The 18,360-nt window shown below is 73.3% G+C and carries 20 protein-coding genes and 3 tRNA genes; 20 read left to right on the top strand and 3 right to left on the bottom strand.

Annotation, left to right across the window (positions count from 1 at the left end):
* Positions 1-5 precede the first annotated feature (5 nt).
* The 7 genes from ACFWH7_RS03510 to ACFWH7_RS03480 all read left to right on the top strand — a co-directional run bounded on the left by ACFWH7_RS03510 (position 6) and on the right by ACFWH7_RS03480 (position 8,391).
* Positions 6-455 (top strand): roadblock/LC7 domain-containing protein, encoded by a 450-nt coding sequence (locus ACFWH7_RS03510; protein ID WP_024839165.1) that lies wholly within the window; start codon positions 6-8, stop codon positions 453-455.
* Between the two features lie 34 nt (positions 456-489).
* Entirely contained in the window at positions 490-876 is a 387-nt protein-coding gene (locus tag ACFWH7_RS03505; RefSeq protein ID WP_031317001.1) for a DUF742 domain-containing protein, read from the top strand.
* Positions 877-1,273: 397 nt separating this feature from the next.
* Positions 1,274-1,897 (top strand): GTP-binding protein, encoded by a 624-nt coding sequence (locus ACFWH7_RS03500; protein WP_378215047.1) that lies wholly within the window; start codon positions 1,274-1,276, stop codon positions 1,895-1,897.
* 102 nt (positions 1,898-1,999) lie between these two features.
* A tRNA-Ser gene (locus ACFWH7_RS03495) sits at positions 2,000-2,084 on the top strand.
* Positions 2,085-2,337: 253 nt separating this feature from the next.
* A complete protein-coding gene (locus ACFWH7_RS03490) occupies positions 2,338-6,813 on the top strand; it encodes an MSCRAMM family protein (protein ID WP_378215046.1) in 4,476 nt (1,491 codons plus the stop codon).
* Between the two features lie 109 nt (positions 6,814-6,922).
* Complete coding sequence (locus tag ACFWH7_RS03485) at positions 6,923-8,200, top strand: threonine/serine exporter family protein (protein ID WP_378215045.1); 1,278 nt, start codon at positions 6,923-6,925, stop codon at positions 8,198-8,200.
* A gap of 102 nt (positions 8,201-8,302) precedes the next feature.
* Positions 8,303-8,391, top strand: a tRNA-Ser gene (locus ACFWH7_RS03480).
* 111 nt (positions 8,392-8,502) lie between these two features.
* Here ACFWH7_RS03480 and ACFWH7_RS03475 read toward each other — a convergent pair.
* Entirely contained in the window at positions 8,503-9,876 is a 1,374-nt protein-coding gene (locus ACFWH7_RS03475; protein WP_378215044.1) for an ABC transporter permease family protein, read from the bottom strand.
* Positions 9,873-10,640, bottom strand: a complete 768-nt coding sequence (locus ACFWH7_RS03470; RefSeq protein ID WP_378215043.1) for an ABC transporter ATP-binding protein — start codon at positions 10,638-10,640, stop codon at positions 9,873-9,875. Before ACFWH7_RS03470 ends, ACFWH7_RS03475 begins: the two co-directional genes overlap by 4 nt.
* A 230-nt stretch (positions 10,641-10,870) precedes the next feature.
* On the opposite strand from ACFWH7_RS03470, the gene ACFWH7_RS03465 reads away from it, so the two are divergent.
* Positions 10,871-10,946, top strand: a tRNA-Arg gene (locus ACFWH7_RS03465).
* On the opposite strand, the gene ACFWH7_RS03460 is transcribed toward ACFWH7_RS03465, so the two are convergent.
* Positions 10,909-11,214: a helix-turn-helix domain-containing protein gene (locus tag ACFWH7_RS03460; protein WP_378215106.1), complete on the bottom strand. Its 306-nt coding sequence runs from the start codon at positions 11,212-11,214 to the stop codon at positions 10,909-10,911. The two genes, ACFWH7_RS03465 and ACFWH7_RS03460, sit on opposite strands and share 38 nt — an antisense overlap.
* 92 nt (positions 11,215-11,306) lie before the next feature.
* Between ACFWH7_RS03460 and ACFWH7_RS03455 the strand changes: the two genes are divergently transcribed.
* The 12 genes from ACFWH7_RS03455 to ACFWH7_RS03400 all read left to right on the top strand — a co-directional run bounded on the left by ACFWH7_RS03455 (position 11,307) and on the right by ACFWH7_RS03400 (position 18,306).
* On the top strand, positions 11,307-11,495 hold the full coding sequence (locus ACFWH7_RS03455; RefSeq protein ID WP_378215042.1) for a helix-turn-helix domain-containing protein: 189 nt from the start codon (positions 11,307-11,309) through the stop codon (positions 11,493-11,495).
* On the top strand, positions 11,492-12,160 hold the full coding sequence (locus ACFWH7_RS03450; RefSeq protein ID WP_378215041.1) for a helix-turn-helix domain-containing protein: 669 nt from the start codon (positions 11,492-11,494) through the stop codon (positions 12,158-12,160). The genes ACFWH7_RS03455 and ACFWH7_RS03450 overlap by 4 nt, the downstream gene beginning before the upstream one ends.
* Positions 12,157-12,378 carry a hypothetical protein gene (locus ACFWH7_RS03445; RefSeq protein WP_378215040.1) on the top strand — a complete coding sequence of 74 codons (222 nt, stop codon included), beginning with the start codon at positions 12,157-12,159 and terminating at the stop codon, positions 12,376-12,378. Before ACFWH7_RS03450 ends, ACFWH7_RS03445 begins: the two co-directional genes overlap by 4 nt.
* Positions 12,375-12,824: a hypothetical protein gene (locus ACFWH7_RS03440; RefSeq protein WP_378215039.1), complete on the top strand. Its 450-nt coding sequence runs from the start codon at positions 12,375-12,377 to the stop codon at positions 12,822-12,824. Before ACFWH7_RS03445 ends, ACFWH7_RS03440 begins: the two co-directional genes overlap by 4 nt.
* Positions 12,824-13,177 (top strand): hypothetical protein, encoded by a 354-nt coding sequence (locus ACFWH7_RS03435; protein ID WP_378215038.1) that lies wholly within the window; start codon positions 12,824-12,826, stop codon positions 13,175-13,177. Before ACFWH7_RS03440 ends, ACFWH7_RS03435 begins: the two co-directional genes overlap by 1 nt.
* Complete coding sequence (locus ACFWH7_RS03430; protein WP_378215037.1) at positions 13,174-13,296, top strand: hypothetical protein; 123 nt, start codon at positions 13,174-13,176, stop codon at positions 13,294-13,296. The genes ACFWH7_RS03435 and ACFWH7_RS03430 overlap by 4 nt, the downstream gene beginning before the upstream one ends.
* A complete protein-coding gene (locus ACFWH7_RS03425; protein ID WP_378215036.1) occupies positions 13,293-13,739 on the top strand; it encodes an Lsr2 family DNA-binding protein in 447 nt (148 codons plus the stop codon). The genes ACFWH7_RS03430 and ACFWH7_RS03425 overlap by 4 nt, the downstream gene beginning before the upstream one ends.
* Positions 13,736-14,443, top strand: a complete 708-nt coding sequence (locus ACFWH7_RS03420; protein ID WP_378215035.1) for an HNH endonuclease — start codon at positions 13,736-13,738, stop codon at positions 14,441-14,443. Before ACFWH7_RS03425 ends, ACFWH7_RS03420 begins: the two co-directional genes overlap by 4 nt.
* Complete coding sequence (locus tag ACFWH7_RS03415) at positions 14,440-14,835, top strand: hypothetical protein (protein WP_378215033.1); 396 nt, start codon at positions 14,440-14,442, stop codon at positions 14,833-14,835. Before ACFWH7_RS03420 ends, ACFWH7_RS03415 begins: the two co-directional genes overlap by 4 nt.
* Entirely contained in the window at positions 14,832-16,313 is a 1,482-nt protein-coding gene (locus ACFWH7_RS03410; RefSeq protein ID WP_378215031.1) for a hypothetical protein, read from the top strand. The genes ACFWH7_RS03415 and ACFWH7_RS03410 overlap by 4 nt, the downstream gene beginning before the upstream one ends.
* 78 nt (positions 16,314-16,391) lie before the next feature.
* Positions 16,392-17,585 (top strand): phage portal protein, encoded by a 1,194-nt coding sequence (locus ACFWH7_RS03405; RefSeq protein ID WP_378215030.1) that lies wholly within the window; start codon positions 16,392-16,394, stop codon positions 17,583-17,585.
* Positions 17,575-18,306: an HK97 family phage prohead protease gene (locus ACFWH7_RS03400; RefSeq protein ID WP_378215029.1), complete on the top strand. Its 732-nt coding sequence runs from the start codon at positions 17,575-17,577 to the stop codon at positions 18,304-18,306. The genes ACFWH7_RS03405 and ACFWH7_RS03400 overlap by 11 nt, the downstream gene beginning before the upstream one ends.
* Positions 18,307-18,360 lie beyond the last annotated feature (54 nt).

Below are 18,360 nucleotides of genomic sequence, written 5' to 3'. Positions count from 1 at the left end.
GAAGAGTGAACGCGCTCAGCACCGAGGCAACCAACTTCGGGTGGCTGCTCGACAACTTCGTGCGGACTGTCCCGGGCAGCCGGCACACGCTCGTGGTGTCGGCGGACGGCCTGCTCATGGCGATGTCGGACCAGCTCGACCGCACGAGCGGTGACCAGCTCGCGGCGATCGTCTCCGGCATGTCGAGCCTGACCCGTGGGGCGGCCCGGCAGCTCAACGGAGGGAACGTCCGCCAGGCCATCATCGAGATGGACAACGGGTTCCTGTTCCTGATGAACGTCTCGAACGGGTCCGTCCTCGGCGTCGTGGCGGAGGCGAACTGCGACATCGGCCTCATCGGCTACGAGATGGCGCTCCTGGTCTCGCGCACCGAGGCGACACTGACGCCGCAGCTCATCTCGGAGATGCGGGGTAGCCTTCCCGTCGACGGCGCGACGCGAGCCCCGGTGGGATGAGGACTGATCGATGACGAACGTACCTTTCGGCAGCATGGGAGCACACGACGGGTACGAGGCGGCGACGGTCCGCCCGTACGCGGTCACGGGTGGTCGTGTGCGCTCCGCCACGTCCGACCTCCCGCTCGAGGCGCTCGTCGAGGTCATGCCGGGCGCCGTGAACAGCTTCGGGCTCCCGCCCGAGAAGCGCTCGATCCTCCAGCACGCCGCGCACACGTACGTCTCGATCGCCGAGCTCTCCGCGCTCCTGCGCCTCCCGCTCGGTGTGACGAAGGTGCTCGTCGCGGACCTTCAGGAGGACAACTACATCACCGTCCACACGTCGACCCCGCTCAACGTCCACACGGGTCACGGCAGCAACCACTCGGGTCTGTCCCTGAGCGTCTTGGAGAGTGTTCTCAATGGCATTTCCACCCTCTGACGGCTCGGGCAGCGCGCCGCAGGCAGGGCAGCCGTCCGGGGTGATCGGGGGTGTGCCCGGTGGCCAGTCGGCGGTCCGTCAGACGGCGTGGGCACCCGTGAGCGCGCCCGTCGGCGTGTCCACCCAGGCTCCGTCGGCGGCCGTCCCGGCGCGCCCCGCCGCGCCGGTGGCACCTGCGCCGCAGCCTGTGCCGACCGTCTCGGCACCCGCTCCGACGACGGCGGCCCCGGTCGCTCAGGCAGCCGCACAGCCGCGCACCGCGCCGCAGCCCGTCGCCGGCGCGCAGCCCACCGCTCCGGCGCAGCCCACTGCTCCGGCTCAGCCTGCCGCTCCGGCGCAGCCTGTCGCCGCCGCACAGCCCGCCGCCCCGGCGCAGCCTTCCCCCTCCGTGGCGCCGGTGCAGCAGACCGTTGCGGCGCAGCCCCCGGCCGCGCAGCCCGCAGCAGCCGCGGCGGCCGCACGGACGGCGCCGACGGTCGTCAAGATCGTCGTCGCGGGTGGGTTCGCCGTCGGCAAGACGACGTTCATCGGGTCGATCTCCGACGTCGAGCCGCTCAACACCGAGGCTGCGATGACGGAGCACTCGGTCGGCGTCGACGACGCGGGCGGCGTGTCCGACCGCAAGACGACGACCACCGTCGCGATGGACTTCGGCCGCGTGTCGCTCCCGGGCAACCTGTGGCTGTACCTGTTCGGCACCCCGGGCCAGGACCGCTTCCTCTTCATGTGGGACGACCTGGTCCGCGGTGCGATCGGCGCCGTCGTGCTCGTCGACACCGACCGCCTCGAGCAGTGCTTCCCGGCGATCGACTACTTCGAGTCGCGCAACATCCCGTTCGTCGTGGGCGTGAACTGCTTCGACGGCGTGGCCAAGCACAAGCTCGAGGACGTGCGCGAGGCGTTGCAGATCCCCGCGCACGTGCCCATGCTCTACACGGACGCCCGCTCGCGCGCGGCGACCAAGCAGACGCTCATCGCGCTCGTCCAGCTCGCGATGCGCCAGCTCCGCGGCGCCGCCTGACGACGCGTCGGTACCCGGCACGACCGCACGACGGCGGGCCGCCCTCCCCGGGGTGGTCCGCCGTCGTCGTGCCTGGCCGGGGCGTGCCACAATGGCTCGCCGGGAGGGCTGACAGAGCGGCCTAATGTGACGGTCTTGAAAACCGTTGTGCGGCAACGCACCGGGGGTTCGAATCCCTCGCCCTCCGCACGACGCCGGGCCGGGTCGGAGCGTATGCTCCGGCCCGGCCCGACGCGTCTCCCGCGCATGCCCGCGCAACGTGGGCGGCTCCGTACTATCGTCGGGCTCGGACGAGGTGGTCCGGGCGCGCCCGTGTGCGGCCACGAGGGGCGGTCCGGTCGGCGGGGTCACGCGCGACGGTCGGCTCGGACGGGCCGGGTGCCGCGTGACGACGCGCGTCCGAGCAGCGTGTGGCATGCAGTCTCCGGGGGGAGCGGCCCATGACGAGCACGACCGCGGTGGCGCGCGGGCGCCGTCGTCCCGCGACGCGTCCGGACGGGCGGAGGCTGCTCGCGGGGCTGGTCGCCACGCTGCTGCTCGGTGTCGTGCTGGTGCCGCTCGCGCCTTCGCCGACGGCGAGCGCCGCCACGCTCGAGCCCTCGGGCCTGCAGACCGGGATGGAGATCGACGGCACGTCGGGCTCCGGCAGCCCGCCCGAGACCTTCAACTGGGACGACTTCATCACGGGCGTCCAGCCGGACGGCGACTTCACGTTCACCCCCACCGGTCCGTACACGACGGAGCAGGGCTTCGCCTCGTCGGGGATCGTCCAGGCCAGCTTCGCCTGGGACAACGGGAGCCTTGCCCAGTCCTGCAACGCCAATCCCGACCAGACGGGCGCCCCGCCCAGCCAGAGCCCGAGCACCAACCCGTGGCGGCCCGGCCCGTCGAACCCGAACCAGAAGGGCGACCTGTGCTCGACCGCGTACGGGCTGGAGTACGTCGTCGACGGCGACGGGGAGCGGCACGCGATCCTCTACGGGTACTGGACGCGGTACGTCGGCGCGGGCGAGGTCAGCGTCTTCCAGCACCTCGAGGGCCCGGGGCCGGGACGCTGCGACGACGTGCTGCTCGAGTTCAACTACGCCTCGTCGGGGACGACGGCCGCCGTCCAGCGCTGGACCCCGACCGCAGGCGACGGCTGTGCGAACCCGCTCGGGCCAGGGACCTGGACCGACGACCCGGGCTCCGTCGACTTCGCGTGGGCCGTCGGCGTGCGCTCGGAGGGGCCGCCGCTGACCAACCAGCCGCAGGAGACCTTCGGTGAGTTCGCGATCGACCTGAACACGGCGGGCGTCCTCGAACCCTCCGTGTGCGCGACCTACGAGATCGCGGAGATGCTCACGCGGACGGGAAACTCGCCCAACGCGAACATCCAGGACTTCGCCGACCACGCGCCGGACCGGATGAACATCGCCAACTGCGGCTCGCTGACGGTGACCAAGGCGACCGTCCCGCAGAGCGCCGACACCGGAGCCCGGTTCGGGTTCACGGTGGCGAGCGACACGGGCCCCGTGCAGCCGGGGCCGCCGCCCGTGCCGACCGTCTCCGGGACGCTCGCGAGCGGCGAGACGGTCCGGTACGACGACGTCCTCTTCGGCTCTGGCTTCTCGCTCGCGGAACCCGATGTGCCGTCGCCGTGGGAGCTGCAGTCCATCGTGTGCACCGCCGTCCCCGCGGCGGGCGGACCGCCCGAGCAGTTCGTCCTCGACGACCCGGAGGACCGATTCCCGGTGCGGCCCCTGAGCACGACCGACTGCGTGATCACCAACGCGGCCGCCGTCGTCACGGTGACCAAGCAGACCGTCCCGGACGGGTCCACGGACGCGTTCGCCTTCGAGGCGACGGGTCAGCCGGGCTTCACGCTCGCGGACGGGCAGAGCGCGTCGTTCCCCGTCCAGCCCGGCGTACCGTTCAGCGTCGCCGAAGGCCCGGCCCCCGGGTGGCTCCCCCCTGAGATCGAGTGCACCACGGACGGCGCGGAGAACGCGCGGTCCGTGACGGTCACGCCGGTGGCCGGTCAGAACATCGAGTGCACGTTCACCAACACGCAGCTCGGCAGGGTGGTCGTCTCCAAGGAGGCGCACGGGGTCGACGGCCGCACCTTCGACTTCGAGACCGACCTCCCGGGGAACGACGCGTTCTCGATCACGGTCGAGCAGGGCGACGGGACGCTCTACGAGCACACGATCGAGGACGTGCCCGCGGGGACGTACACGATCGAGGAGCTGACGGACGACGAGGAGCCAGCGACCCGGCTGGCCGACCTCGCGTGCACCTACGGCGGCCAGGACCACTCCGCCGACCCGACGGGGCGCACGATCGACCTGACCGTCCTCCCAGGCGAGACGGTGCGCTGCTTCTTCACGAACGTCACGCCCGGCTCGATCGCGGTGGTGAAGCGCACCGTCCCCGTGGAGTACGACCAAGAGTTCGACTTCCTCTTCGTCCCTCCGGTCGGCGACCCGACCCCGTTCAGCCTGAGCGGCAGCTCGACCCCGCCGAACGTCGCCCTGCGCACGTTCGACGGGCTCGCAGCGGGGGCCTACACGATCACCGAGGCGGCGGACGAGGTCGGGTGGTCGCTCGCGCCCGACCCGCCCACGTGCAACGCGGACTTCTGGACCCCGACCCCGGACGGCCGGGGCGTGACGATCGACCTGCCCGACGGCGGCGTCGTCGTCTGCTTCTTCACGAACGTGGCCGCGCCGGCGTCGCTGTCCTTGACCAAGACGGTCGCAGGGGCCGTCCCCGGGTTCGACTGGTCCGTGGGCGTCGAGCTCGTCGGCCCGGACGGCACGGTGGACGGGCGCACCGCGACGACGGCCGTGCCGACGGTCGCCTGGGGCGAGCTCGTCCCCGGGGCGACGTACACGGTGCGCGAGGCCGGGACGGCGCCGCCGGGGTGGACGCGCGGCGACGTCACGTGCGAGGGCCTCACGGACGCCGACCTCGCGACCCCCGGGTTCCAGCTCGTGGCGACCCCCGGGCAGGACGTGGTCTGCGCCGTGGAGAACACCGTCGCGACCTCGAGCATCTCCGTGGCCAAGGTGGCCACCGGGATCGGCGGCGACCTGCCCTGGTCGTTCGACGTCGGGATCGACCCGTTGCCCGCGGGGGCGACCTCGCCCCAGACCGTCTCGGGCACCGGGCAGGCGGCGGACGTGGTCACGTGGTCCGGCCTCGTCCCGGGCACCACGTACTCGATCACCGAGACGCCGGTACCGGGCTGGACCGCGGCCGGAGCCGTCTGTACGGGCGTCACCGACACCGACCCGGACGTCCCGGGTATCCAGTTCGTCGCCCCGGTGGCGGCGGAGGTCTCGTGCACGCTGACCAACACGGCGGTGGAGGGCAGCGGCACGCTGACCAAGACCTCGCTGGGCGGGGACGGCACGTTCGAGTTCGTCCTCACCGACCTCGACGGCGCGGTCGACCCCATCGCGGTGCCGGTGACGACGGTCGGCGGCACCGTGACGCTCGACCTCCCGCAGATCGTGCCGGGCGTCCGTTACGGGTTCGTGGAGTCGGACGCGGAGGGGTGGGTCGAAGGCGTCCTGACGTGCACGATCACCCCCGCGGACAGCGGAGGACCGTTCGTGATCGAGGATCTCACCGAGTTCTCCGTCGCCCCGGGCGACGTCGGGGAGTGCGTCGCGGAGAACGCGCGGCACGGCACGATCGTCGTGGCGAAGGCCGTCGACGGCGCCGACGGCACGTTCGACTTCACGGGGGACTGGCCGGACGCGGAGGACTTCTCGATCACCACCGAGGGCGGGGCCGGCACCGCGACGTTCGACGGCGTCGCTCCCGGGTCGTACACGGTCGAGGAGATCGCGCAGGACGGGTTCGAGACCACGGACCTGACCTGCGTCGACGGCGACCCGGACGGGACCGGGTCCGGGGCCGGGACGATCGCCCTGGACCCAGGTGAGACGGTCGTGTGCACCTTCACGAACGCCCCCTGGGGGACGCTCGTCGTCGACAAGGTCACGGAGCCGGCCGGGTCGTCGCAGGAGTTTGGGCTCGCGTGGGCGCCGGAGGGCGGCGAGCCCAACCCCTTCACCCTGACCGACGCCGCCGAGCCGTTCACGCCCGGTCCCCTGGCGCCCGGGAGCTACACGGTGACCGAGACGCCGACCCCGGGCTGGACCCTCGCGGACCTGGTGTGCGTCGGCTCCAGCGGGTCGACGACGGTCGACGGTGCCACCGCGACCGTGGACGTCTTGTCCGGCGAGACGGTGCTGTGCACGTTCACCAACGAGCGGCCGGCCGCGCTCGAGGTCGCCAAGAGCGTGGTCGAGGGGCCGGACCTGGTCGAGCCCGGGGTGTTCCGCATCGCGTACGAGGTCGTGGTGAGCAGCACCGCGACCGTGGAGCGCACCTACGACCTCGTCGACCGGCTCGCGTTCGGCGGCGGCATCGTGGTCCGGAACGCCTCGGTGGAGTCGCTCGACGGGCTGCCGGTCGCGGACGACTGGGACGGCGTGGGCCAGGTGACGGTGACGTCGGGCGCGACGCTCGCGGCGGGCACCGCGCACCGCTACCGGGTGACGGTCGTCGCGCAGGTCCCGGCCGACGCCGCCCCGGACGCGCTGCTGTGCGACCCGGCCGGCGTGACTCCGGGCGGCTTCCTCAACACGGTCGGTGTGGTCGGCGAGGACGGGGCCACCGAGTCCGAGGCGGCCGCGTGCGCGCCCGCACCGGAGCCGCCGGGACCCCCGCAGCCGCCGGGACCCCCGGGGCCCCCGGACGACGGCGGGGGCGCGGCGCCTCCGGCTCCCGGCCCGCCGGCGTCGTCGGACCGCCCGCTCCCGGCGACGGGGGCGGACACGGGCTGGCTGCTCGCGGCGGCAGGGCTGCTCCTGCTCGCGGGAGGGGGGCTCCTCGTCGTCCGCCGGGTGCGACGCTCCTGACGAGCGCCCCGTCCGGACAGCCGGGCGGTCCCGCTGTCCGGCCCCTGGGCACGGGCGACCGGGACCTTCGGCGAGTGCCGCGGGCGCGGACCTACGGGATCATGGCCTCGTGACGCCTGAGCCCTCCCCGGCCGACGAAGCCGGTCTCGAGCCCGTCGACCTCATCCGACGGTCGGGCACCGTGCTGCGGATCGGCCGCCTCGCGCTCTCCGCCGGCACGGGCAGCTACCGCGTGAAGTCGCACATGACGCGCGCGGCGCACGCGCTCGGGCTCGACCACATCGCCGCGCACGTCACGCTCACGGAGATCACCGCGACGTCGTACCGGGGCCCGATCTTCCGCACCGAGCTCACCGAGGTCCGGTCCATCGGGATCAACGCCGACCGCCTGGCGCAGCTCGAGCGGTTCTCCGCGGCCCTGCCGGCGGGCGCCGACCTGGACGCCGTCGACGCGGAGCTCGACCGGATCGCGCGCCGGCCGCCGCTGTACGGCGCGCTGCTCAACGCCCTGTGGGCGGGGATCGCGTGCGCGGCCTTCGCGTTCCTCAACAACGGCGGCCTCGTCGAGTGCGGCGCGGTGCTCGTCGCCGCGGCGCTGGGCCAGGGCGTGCGGCGCGCGATGCTGCACCGCGGGATCAACCAGTTCGGCGTGACGATGCTCGCGGCGGCGGTCGCGAGCCTCGCCTACCTGGTCCTCGTCCTGGCACTGTCGGAGATCGCCGGGGTCGACGGCGGCCACGAGGCGGGCTACGTCTCCGCGGTGCTGTTCCTCGTGCCCGGCTTCGCGCTCGTCACCGGCGCGCTGGACCTCGCGAAGCTCGACTTCTCCGCCGGGGTCGCCCGGGTGACGTACGCGCTCATGATCCTCGCCTCGGCCGCGCTGGCCGTGTGGGGGGTGTCGGCCGCGGCGGGGCTCGCCCCGGACCCGGTGCCGCCGCCCGGCCTGGCGGAGCCGCTGTTCCTCGGCCTGCGGAGCGTCGCGAGCTTCCTCGGCGTGCTCGGGTTCGCGCTCATGTTCAACAGCCCCTGGGCGATGGCGCTCGGGGCGGCGTCGATCGGCATGGTCGCCAACGTCGGGCGGCTGCTCCTCGTGGACGCCGACGTCGTGCCCCAGGCCGCAGCGGCCGCGGCCGCGCTCCTCGTGGGCCTGCTGGCGGCCACGGTCGCGCCGGCGCTGCGCGTCCCGCGCATCACGGTGTCGGTGCCGGCCGTCGTCATCATGGTCCCGGGTGTCACGGCGTACCGGGCGGTGTACGAGTTCAACACCGGCGCGACGGCGCAGGCGCTCGCCTACGCCGTCGAGGCCGGGCTGGTGATCGTCGCGCTCGCGATCGGCCTCGCCGTGGCCCGCATGCTGACGGACCGTGAGTGGACGTTCGAGCGCTAGACGGTCGGACGGGTGCGCGCGAGGCCGTCGGGCCCGGCGGTTTGGTCTCGCGGCGGCGCCCTTGTACCCTGGGCGACGCAGGCTCTCCCGTCGAGCCTGCGAGGAGACGTCGCATAGTCAGGTCTAGTGCGCCACCCTGCTAAGGTGGTAACGGAGCAATCCGTTCGAGGGTTCAAATCCCTCCGTCTCCGCTCAGGAAGGTCCCGGTGCTCAGCGCCCGGGGCCTTTTCTGTTGCCCGGCGGAGCGCTGTCAGCGCCCCACGGGTCCGGAGACCAGCGGGGCGCTGACGCGTACGGGGTGGCTACGCGCTCCCCGTGGTCGCGAGCGCGGACCGCACGACGAACCGCGAGGCCCCTGCGCCGGAGAGCACGAGGGCCGACGCCGCCGCGACGCACAGCAGGAACTGCACGACGACCTCGACGTTCGCGAACGCGTTGAGACCGATCACCGGGACCATGAACAGCAGCGCGGCGAACGTCGAGACACCGACGCTCACGACGAGCGGGACGAGCGTCTCGCGGAAGCGCGCCTGGTCGAGCGTGCGCAGGTCCGTGCCGGACAGCACGAGCGTGCGGTACTCGTTGCGCTGGTCGATGACGCGGCCCGCCTGCATGACGCCCGTCGAGACGGCGGCGAGCACGCCCGCGATGGCGAGGGTGAGGAACCCGCCGGTCTTCATGTCGGTGAGGTACTGCACCTCGTCCGGGTCGGCGCTCAGGCCGGGGTCGAGGAGCGCGAAGATGCTCGTCAGTCCCGCGATGAACGTCGCGAGCGCGACCCCGCCGACCGAGCGCCACGCCGTCTTCGGGTTGTCCACGATCCGCCGCCCGGCGAGCAGCGTCGGCACACGGCGCGCGCTCCCGGCCGTCATCTTGCCCACGAGCCAGATGACGAACGGTCCGACGACGTTCACCGTCGCGAAGCCGACCAGCAGGATGACGGTGAGGACGGTCAGGACGACCGCCACGGACCCGAAGGACAGGTTGGTCGCGACGATCAACGCGACGAACGCGACCCCCATCGACAGCAGCCGGACGGCCTTGAGCCCGGGCGGCGTCACGCGGGCCGCGACGCCGAGCGGGGTGATCGCGACGCGGCGCAGGCTGACGAGCGCGGAGACGAGCGCGATCGCGACGACGAGCACGACCGCGCCTAGCAGCGCGGGCACCCCCACCCAGAGCTCGCCGATCGCGAAGGTGCGTCCCTGGAAGCGGAGCTGCGCGACGAGAGGCAGCAGCGCGCCGTAGCCGAGCAGGCCGGCGAGTGCGCCGATCACTGCCTGTGCGGCGGCGTCGAGGGCGGTGAGGGTGGTGACCTGGCCCGTCGTCGCCCCCGCGAGGCGCAGCGCCGCGAGGCGGGCGTCGCGGCGCGCGACGGCGAGGCGCGCGGCCGCCGCACCGAGGGTCACGAGCGGGATGAGCAGCAGGAGCGACGCGACGCCCGCGAGGAGCGGGTACTGCGTCGCGTACGGGGTGATGGCCGAGTCCATGCCCTCGCGCATGCCGTCGATGCCGCCGGCGCGCTCGAGGAACGCGTGGAAGCCGCCCATGACGACGAGCAGGATCGCCGTCGTCACACCGAAGGCGATGATCGCGAGGACGTTCGTCAGGCCCTGCGGGTCGCGCTCGTCGGCGCTGCGACGGCGCAGGAGCCACCAGAGGTCGACGGTCCTCATCGCGCGCTCTCCTGGCTCGGCGCGCTCGGGGTCGCGGTCTGGGCCCCGGGGGCGAAGAACTCGCCGGAGATGCGGCCGTCGCGCATCGTCACGGTGCGAGTGCAGTGGCGGGCGACGCCCGCGTCGTGCGTGACGACGACGAGCGCGGCGCCGGAGTCGCGGGTGGCACGCGTGAGCACGTCGAGCACCTCGGCACCGGTCGACTGGTCGAGCGCGCCGGTGGGCTCGTCGGCGAAGACGACGCCGGGCGACCCGACGAGCGCGCGCGCGATCGCGACACGCTGGGCCTGTCCGCCGGAGAGCTCGCCCGGGCGGCGCTGCTCCATCCCGGCGAGGCCGAGGTGCGCGAGCCACCGCGCGGCGACGGCCGTGGCCTCGGCGCGTGCCGTGCCCGCGAGCATGAGCGGCAGGGCGGCGTTCTCCACCGCGGGCAGCTCGGGCAGGAGCTGGCCGGACTGGAAGACGAAACCGAAGTCCTGGCGGCGCAGGACGGTGCGACGCGCCTCGGAGAGCGTCGTCACGTCCTCACCCCGCCACGACACCGAGCCGGAGGTCGGGGTGATGATGCCCGCGAGGACGTGCAGGAGCGTCGTCTTGCCAGACCCGGACGGGCCCATGATCGCGAGCGACTCGCCCGGGTGGACCGTGAGACTCACGCCCGCGAGGGCGTGCGTCGCGGTCTGGGCGGAGCCGTAGACCTTGGTGAGCGCGCTCGCGACGAGAGGCGAGCCGCCGGGGGCGGTGGAGGGGCCGGTGAACGTCATGGGTCGATCGTCCGACGGCGCCGGGTGCCGTCGCGTCGGGCTGTGGACGGGACGTCGTCCCGTGCGGGTCCGACCCTGGGGGGACCGTCCGACGCGCCGCGTGCGGCGAGAGTCGGACGGCGTGGCGTCCGTCACCTCGCGCCCTCCGGGGCCGGATCGGTTTGGGTTCGGGGCGGGGACACGGTAGTGTTCTCGACGGCCGGTGAGCGATCAGCGGCCGAGCAGGACCGGCGCCCGTAGCTCAACGGATAGAGCATCTGACTACGGATCAGAAGGTTGGGGGTTCGAATCCCTTCGGGCGCACCACACGAGAGCCCCCCTCAGGACCACCGTCCTGGCGGGGGCTCTCGCCGTTCAGCCACGCAAGCGGCACGCCGGTCGCCATCGCCCACGCGATGAGCTGAGGCCGGCGGACGACCGCCTCGCCGCTCTCGTACCGCACGACCGTGCGCCGCGAGATGCCCGTCACCTCCGCGAGCTCCGCCTGGCTGAGGCCCGCGTGCTCGCGCGCCTTGCGCAGGAAATCCCCCTGGTGCCACGCCGGTACCTCGCCGGCCACCGTCAGTTGCGTCATGCGCGCAACGTTACTTATCCGGGCACACCGGCGCAAGGGTGAACGAGCGTCGTTGCTTGCTGACGTGGCGCATATGTGCCACGCTGCACCACATGAGCCAGACGACCCTTCTGACGACCCGCGATGCCGCGGACCGGCTCGGAGTCTCCGTCCCCACCGTCACCCGCCTAGTGCGCTCCGGCGACCTCACCGCCGAAGCCAAGGCCCCCGGCGCTCGCGGCGCGTACCTGTTCACCGCCGAGGCTGTCGACGCCCTCCTCGCTGAGCGGTCCGCCTCGTGAGCCTCCGCGCGATGCTCTGGGCGCTCTACGACGCCCCGACCAAGGACGTCCCGCACGGCGCGTTCCGCGTCCTCCTCGTCCTCGCAGACCACGCAGGCGACGACGGCACCGGGGCGTGGCCCCACGTCGAGACGATCGCCGAGAAGCTCGGAGTCACCCGCCGCACCGTCGAGCGCCACCTCGCCGCACTCCGGGACGCCGGCCTCATCCGCAAGGGCGACCAGCAGCTCGTGAAGCTCCGCCGCGGCGACCGCCGTCCCACGGTCTGGGACCTGGCGCTCGCTGCCTCACGACCCGACAGAACTGTCGCACGGTCGAAGAACGACCCGACAGCAGGTGTCGCAAACGACCCGACAGCAGGTGTCGCAAACGACCCGACAGTTGCTGTCGCACAAGGAACCGTCCAGGAACCGTCCAAGAACCACCCGGGCGGGGCGGGCGGAGATATCCACAAGCACGAGCCGAACACGCGCCGTGCACTCGCTGCGCTCGACACGACGCGGATCGACGAGAACGAGCTGCTCCGCATCTGCTACGACGCCGGCGACGGAGACCCGTGGCACGGCTACCTGCTCGTGAAGCACGAGCTCGCGACCATCGGCCCCGAGGCCCGCGACCGCGCCGCGGTCCTGTGCAAGCGCCTCGGCGTGGGGAGGACCCGATGAAGGACTTCAACAGCCGGCGTGCCGCGGAGTGGCCCACGTGCCCGCACGGCGAGCGCACCGACAAACGGACGAAGAACGACGAGCCGCTGTGCCCGTTCTGTCGCCGCGAGGAGCGCCGCCTCAAGACCAACGGGTGGACCGGTCCACCCCTGGACGTGCCGGCGCTCGCCGCGCACGACGACACCCTGTTCGACCCGATCGAAGGAGAACCGTCATGACCGCACGCAAGAAGGGCGACGAGGCCCCGGCCGAGACGACCACCGAGGAGAAGGTCGCCGCCGCGTTCGACCAGGACGCGCAGGTGCTCGCCGACGTCGAGCAGGCCGCGGCCGACGGCGTCGAGCAGGCGCGCACCGAGGAGGACGACGAGGTCGTCGACCTCGAGGTCGAGACCATCGCGGCCGACCTCGGGTTCACGTTCGGGCTGTACGTCCTGCTCGTCGAGGGCGGGGTCGACCCGCAGGCGGTGCGCGACCTGTCTGTCGCCGCGTCCCCGCTCGGGGACCGCATGGAGGTCAAGGTCCGGCACTACGACTCGCACGGCACGCTCGTCGGCACGGTCCTCACCGCGCCGCTGCTCCGGGTCGCCGCCGAGTTCGACCTCGACGCCCCGGTGCCCTACGAGCTCGCGGCCACCGCGACCGACACCGGCAGCAACGACTGATGGCCCGGCTCGCTGGGCGGCTGCCGAAGGGCGAGGCGAACGGCCTCACCTCGGCAGAGCGAGACCTGATCCAGTTCCCCGACCGGCCGGTCGTGTGCGTCGTCGTGCTCGACACGCAGAAGATCACGACCGACGTCGACACCGGCGACGTGATCGCGACGGCGCGCGTCGGCCGGATCGAGCGTGTGCTCCCGGCCGACCTCGGCACGGCGGAGCAGCTCCTCCGTCGCGCGCTCGAGAAGCGGTCCGGTGGCGAGGTGCTGCCGCTGGACCTCGAGGACGAGATCACCGCGATCTTCGCCGACGCCGCGAACGGCGGCGAGCTCGAGGACGAGGAGGGCAAGGGCAAGTGAACGAGGACGAGCAGGTGCGGGTGATCAACCCGTGGGCGGTGCTCGCGTGGTCGCTCAACGTGGCGACGTGGCTCGCCGCCCCGGCCGGGCTCGCGATTCTGTGGCGGGCCGCGTGGTGACCGAGGGATCGGTCGCGTTGCGAGACCGCGTGTACACGATGCTCGCCGCGGGACGCACGATCGCGCAGGTGTGCGCGACGACGGGCGTCCCGCGGCGAGCCGTCGTGCAGCTCGGCCGCGAGTTCGGGATGCGGATCAACATCGGCCGCGACCGGTTCGACGTCGTCGGGCAGCGCCCGCGCGCCGGGTCCGTCGCTGAGCTGCTCGCGCGCGCCGAGGCGTCCCCGCGGCAGCGCACGCAGACGCTCGCCGCGCGAGCACGGTCGGTCCTCATCGAGCTCGAGCGGTGCGTCGAGCAGGACGACGTCGCGAAGGCGCAGGGCACCTACGACGTCGGGCACGTGCGCCGGTGGGCGCGCGAGCAGGGCATCGACGTACCCGAGCGCGGACGGTACCTGCCCGCGCCCGTCGTGCAGGCGTGGCGCCTGGCCGGTGAGCCGTGAGCCGGTCGTGGGCCGCGGGCAGCACGCGGCAGTGGCGCAAGCTGCGCGAGGCCGTGCTCGCCCGGGACGGGTACCGCTGCCAGGTCCCGAAGGGCGCCGACGTGTGCGGGGAGCACGCGACGCACGTCGACCACATCGTGCCGCTCGCCGACGGCGGCCAGAAGTGGGACCCGATGAACTGCCGCGCGTCGTGCGCGTCGTGCAACCTGTCGCGCGGGACGCAGGCAACGAAGGCCGGCCCCACGGTCCCGGTGACCGTGCTGATCGGCCCGCCCGGTGGCGGCAAGACCACGCACGCGCTCGAGCGTGCGCAGCGCGGCGACGTCGTCGTCGACCTCGACCGGCTCGCCGCGGCGCTCGCGCCGGTGAGCATGGCGCACGCGGTCGGGCACGACTACCCGCAGCACGTGCGGAACGTCGCGATCGGCGCGCGGTCGGCCGCGCTGCGCCGCGCCGTCTCGCTGCCTGCGTCGTCGGGCGCCCGCGTGTTCGTGATCCACGCGACACCGACCGTCGCGCAGCTCCGGCAGTACGTCGCGGACGGGTGGGTCGTCGAGGTCGTCGACCCCGGCCCCGTCGTCGTGCGCGCTCGCGTCGCGGACTCGACGCGCGGCGCACGCCACCAGCGGGCCGCGGACGAGTGGTACCTGCGCCGCGAGCACCTGCTCGCGGTGCTCAACCCTGAGAGGGAGTGGGACTGGTGACCAAGAGGAAGGCCCCGGCCGCGCCGCAGGACGAGGAGCTCTTCGACCTGACGATGACGCCGACCGGGGAGAAGCGGCGCCTCGGCCGGACCGAGCGCAAGGTGTTCGCCGCGATCCGCGCCGCGCGCAAGGAGCAGGCGCTCTCCGCGACCGAGGAGCCGCTCGCGTGGCAGGCGCTCTCGCTCGCGCGCATGGTCGACCACGCGACGCTGACGAAGCCTGACCCCTACGCGGTCGCCGCGGCGTCGCGCGAGCTGCGCGAGGTGCTCGTCCTGCTCCGGTTCGCCGAGGCCCCCGTGAAGGCCGTCGCGGTGCCCGAGGTCGACGAGCGGCTCGACGCGTTCCTCGCCGACCTCGGCACGCCCGACGCGCCCGCCCCGGCCGCGTCGTGAGGGGCTGGATCACCGGCACGCCGCGCACCCCCGAGCGCCCGACGTTCGGGGGTGCGGTCGCGAAGATCGCCGCCGCGACCGGCACGCCGCTCATGCCGTGGCAGCGGCACGTCGCCGACGTCGCGCTCGAGGTGCTCCCAGACGGGTCGTGGGCGTACACCGACGTCCTGATCACGGTGCAGCGGCAGCAGGGCAAGACCACGCTCGACGGCCCGATCGGCCTGCACCGCTCGCTCACGAAGCGGTACGCGCGGTGCTGGTACACAGCGCAGACTCGGCAGGACGCGCGCGACAACCTGATCGAGGACTACGCCGTCCGGTTCGAGTCCTCGGTCCTCTCGCCGCTCGCGACCGTGCGCCGGTCGCAGGGCAGCGAGGGGCTGTACCTGCGCCGGCAGGGCTCGTTCCTCCGGGTGTTCGCCCCGGGCGAGGAGGCCCTGCACGGCAAGCCGAACGAGCTCGTGATGGTCGACGAGCATTGGGCGTTCACGCTGCTCGAGGGTCGCGCGCTCGACCAGGCGATCGGGCCGACGTTCACGACGACGGGCGGGCAGTACTGGCGGCACTCGACCGCCGGCACCGACGCGTCGGTCTGGCTCAAGGAGGACGTGGACGCGGGCCGGGCCGCGGTCGCCGCGGGCGTGCGCGAGGGCGTCGCGTACTTCGAGCTCGGCCTCCCCGACGACGCGCACGAGGAGGTGCAGCACGGACTCGAGACCGACCCCGACGGCGAGGCGTTCGAGGCCGCGGTCGAGACGCTGCTCTCCCACATGCCCGCGCGCGGGTACACGCTCAACGAGCGCGCCGTGCGGACCGAGATTACGAAGCTCGCGCGGCGTGGCGCGGTCGGCGAGATTCTGCGCGCCTACGGCAACCGGTGGACGAAGACCGTCGAGTCCGTGATCCCGCTCCGCCCGTGGGTCGACGCGCGCCGCGACGCGCTGCCCGTCCCGACGGTGCCCGTCGCGATGGCGTTCGCGTGCGCGCCGGACCGGTCCCGGTCCGCGATCCTCGCCGCGTGGCGCGAGCCGGGCGACGAGCGGCTCATGCGCTGGAAGGTGCTCGACGCGCGCGACGGCACGGCGTGGGTCGCGGACCGCATGGCCGAGCTCATCGACGCGCGCGACCCGATCGCCGTCGGCTACGACCGGTTCGGCCCGGCGACCGACGTCGGCGACGAGCTCGAGCGCCGCGGCTACGTGCTCGAGCGGATCGGGTACGCCGAGATGGCGACCTCGTGCATCGCGACGCTCGCCGCGATCGTCGAGGGGCAGCTCGCGTACGTCGGTCACGAAGACCTCGACCACGTCGCCGGGCAGGCCGCGAAGAAGACCCTCGGCAACCGGTGGGTCTGGGACCTGCGCGGCTCGGCCGGGTCGATCGCCGGCCTCGACGCCGGGACGATGGCGGCGTGGTTCTTCGACCACGCCGAGGCTCCGCTCGACCCGCCGAGCATCATGCTCCCGACCGGCGTTTGACCGTTTGAACGGCCCGGTTTCGCGTTTGGCAAACGGCTTCGCTGGACCGGCCCGAGCGTGCTCGCCCACGGTGGCCGCGTGCTCCTCCGACGGCTCGGCATCGTGACGGCCTCCGCGACGCTCCCCGGCACTGCCGGGGACGTCGCGCAGGTCGCGGACCTCCCGCCCGGGGTCGCCGCCGCGTTCGGGATCAACGTCGACTCCGAGCGGGTACGCCGCGAGGAGGCCGTGACCATCCCGGCCGTCTCCCGCGGCGAGCAGGTGATCGCCGGGACGATCGCCGGCTTCCCGCTCGTGTGCACCCGGGTCGCCGCCGGCGAGGACGGCCGCACCGCCCCGACGCTGCCCGCGCGCCAGTTCGTGCGCCGCTCGCTCCTCGAGCAGCCGGACCCGTACCTCACCGCCTCGACGTGGAAGTACCGGCTCGTCGCCGACCTCGTGCACGAGCCGCACGCGTGGTGCCGCGTCCCGCGGTCGCTGCCCGACGGCCGACCCGTGCGCGACGCGAACGGGTTCCCGTTCTTCCTCGAGCACCTCGACCTCCGGTTCCTGCGCATCGACACCGAGACGCAGACCGTCACCTACCGCGGCGAGAACGTGCCGCTCACGGACCTCGTCCGGTTCGACTCCCCGACCGGCGGTCTGCTCAAGCGCGGAGCAGTCGTGCTGCGCACCGCGCTCAAGCTCGAGTCCGCGGTGCGGCGGTACGCCGACATCGACGTCCCGCTCGGCGTGCTGCGCGACGAGTCGCAGGCGACCTCCGGCGGCCGGGACAAGCTCACCGACGCGCAGGTGCAGAAGCTCCTCGACCAGTGGGAATCCGGGTCGCGCAAGCGCGTCACCCGCTGGATCGGGCGGCTCAAGTACGAGGCCGTCCAGTTCGACGCCGCGCGCATCCAGCTCGCGCAGGCGCGCGAGCGGTCCGACGTCGCGATCGCGCAGCTCCTCAACCTCGAGTCGCAGCAGATCAACGCCCCCTCCGAGTCCGGCATGACGTACACGAACAAGGAGCAGATCGCGGCCGAGCGCGTCGTCGCGGTCAACCCGTACATGGCCGCGATCGTCGAGCGGCTGTCCATGCCCGACCTCACGCCGCGCGGACAGGTCGTGTCGTTCGACACCACCCGGTACGTGCGCGGCACGACGGCCGAGGTGATCAACGCCGCCGGCGTCGCCGTCGAGAAGAAGCTCGTCACCGTCGACGAGGCCCGCGACCGGTGGCTCGACCTGCCGCCCATCGAACAGACCCAGGAGACCACCGATGCCGCGTAGCCTCATCCGCCTCGTGGCGGGCACCCAGACCCGCGTGGGCGAGCGGTCGATCCGCGGGCTCATCGTCCCGTTCGGGCAGCCCGCACAGCTCGGCTGGTACGAGCTCGAGTTCGACGAGGAGTCGCTCCGGGTCTCCGAGGCCGAGCGCATCCCGCTGCTCTTCCAGCACGACGGCCGCACGACCGCCGGGTACGCGACCGACTTCGAGGTCGTCCCGGGCGAGGGCGTCTACGGCACGTTCGAGGTTGAGAGCACCGAGACCGGCGACCGCGTGATCCGCGAGGCGACGTTCGGCTCGCGCACCGGGTTCAGCATCGGCATCCAGCTCGACGCCGAGGTCGTCGAGGAGGCCTGGTCCCGGATGTGGTCCGACGAGGACGAGGGTCCCGTCATGGCCCGCGGCCGTCTGCTCGAGGTCTCCCACGTCTCGGTCCCCGCGTTCGACGACGCGCGGATCGACGAGGTCACCGACACCGTCGCGGCGCCCGCCGACGACGCCGCGTCCGCCGGGCTCGCCGGCGACACCCAGGAAGGAAACACCGTCATGGCACGACGACTGCCCGTCACGGCGAGCGCGTCCGCGACGCCGCCCACGATCGTCCACGCGGACGGCGCCGCCCCGGCCGCGCCGGCCCCCGCGCCGCCCGCGCAGGCGTCCGCCCCGCAGGCCCCGGCTGCGCCGGGGCCCCCCCCCGCGGCCCCGGGCCCCCGGCTGAGTTAAACAAATACGCGCCCCCCGCACGTGGGTGGCGCGGGGGGGGGCGGGTCGGGCGGT

Origin of the sequence: Cellulosimicrobium cellulans (assembly GCF_042723955.1) — a bacterium.
Classification (GTDB): Bacteria; Actinomycetota; Actinomycetes; order Actinomycetales; family Cellulomonadaceae; genus Cellulosimicrobium; species Cellulosimicrobium cellulans_H.
Note: the sequence above shows the minus strand (reverse complement) of the source record. Positions and strands in the feature narration are given on the sequence as shown.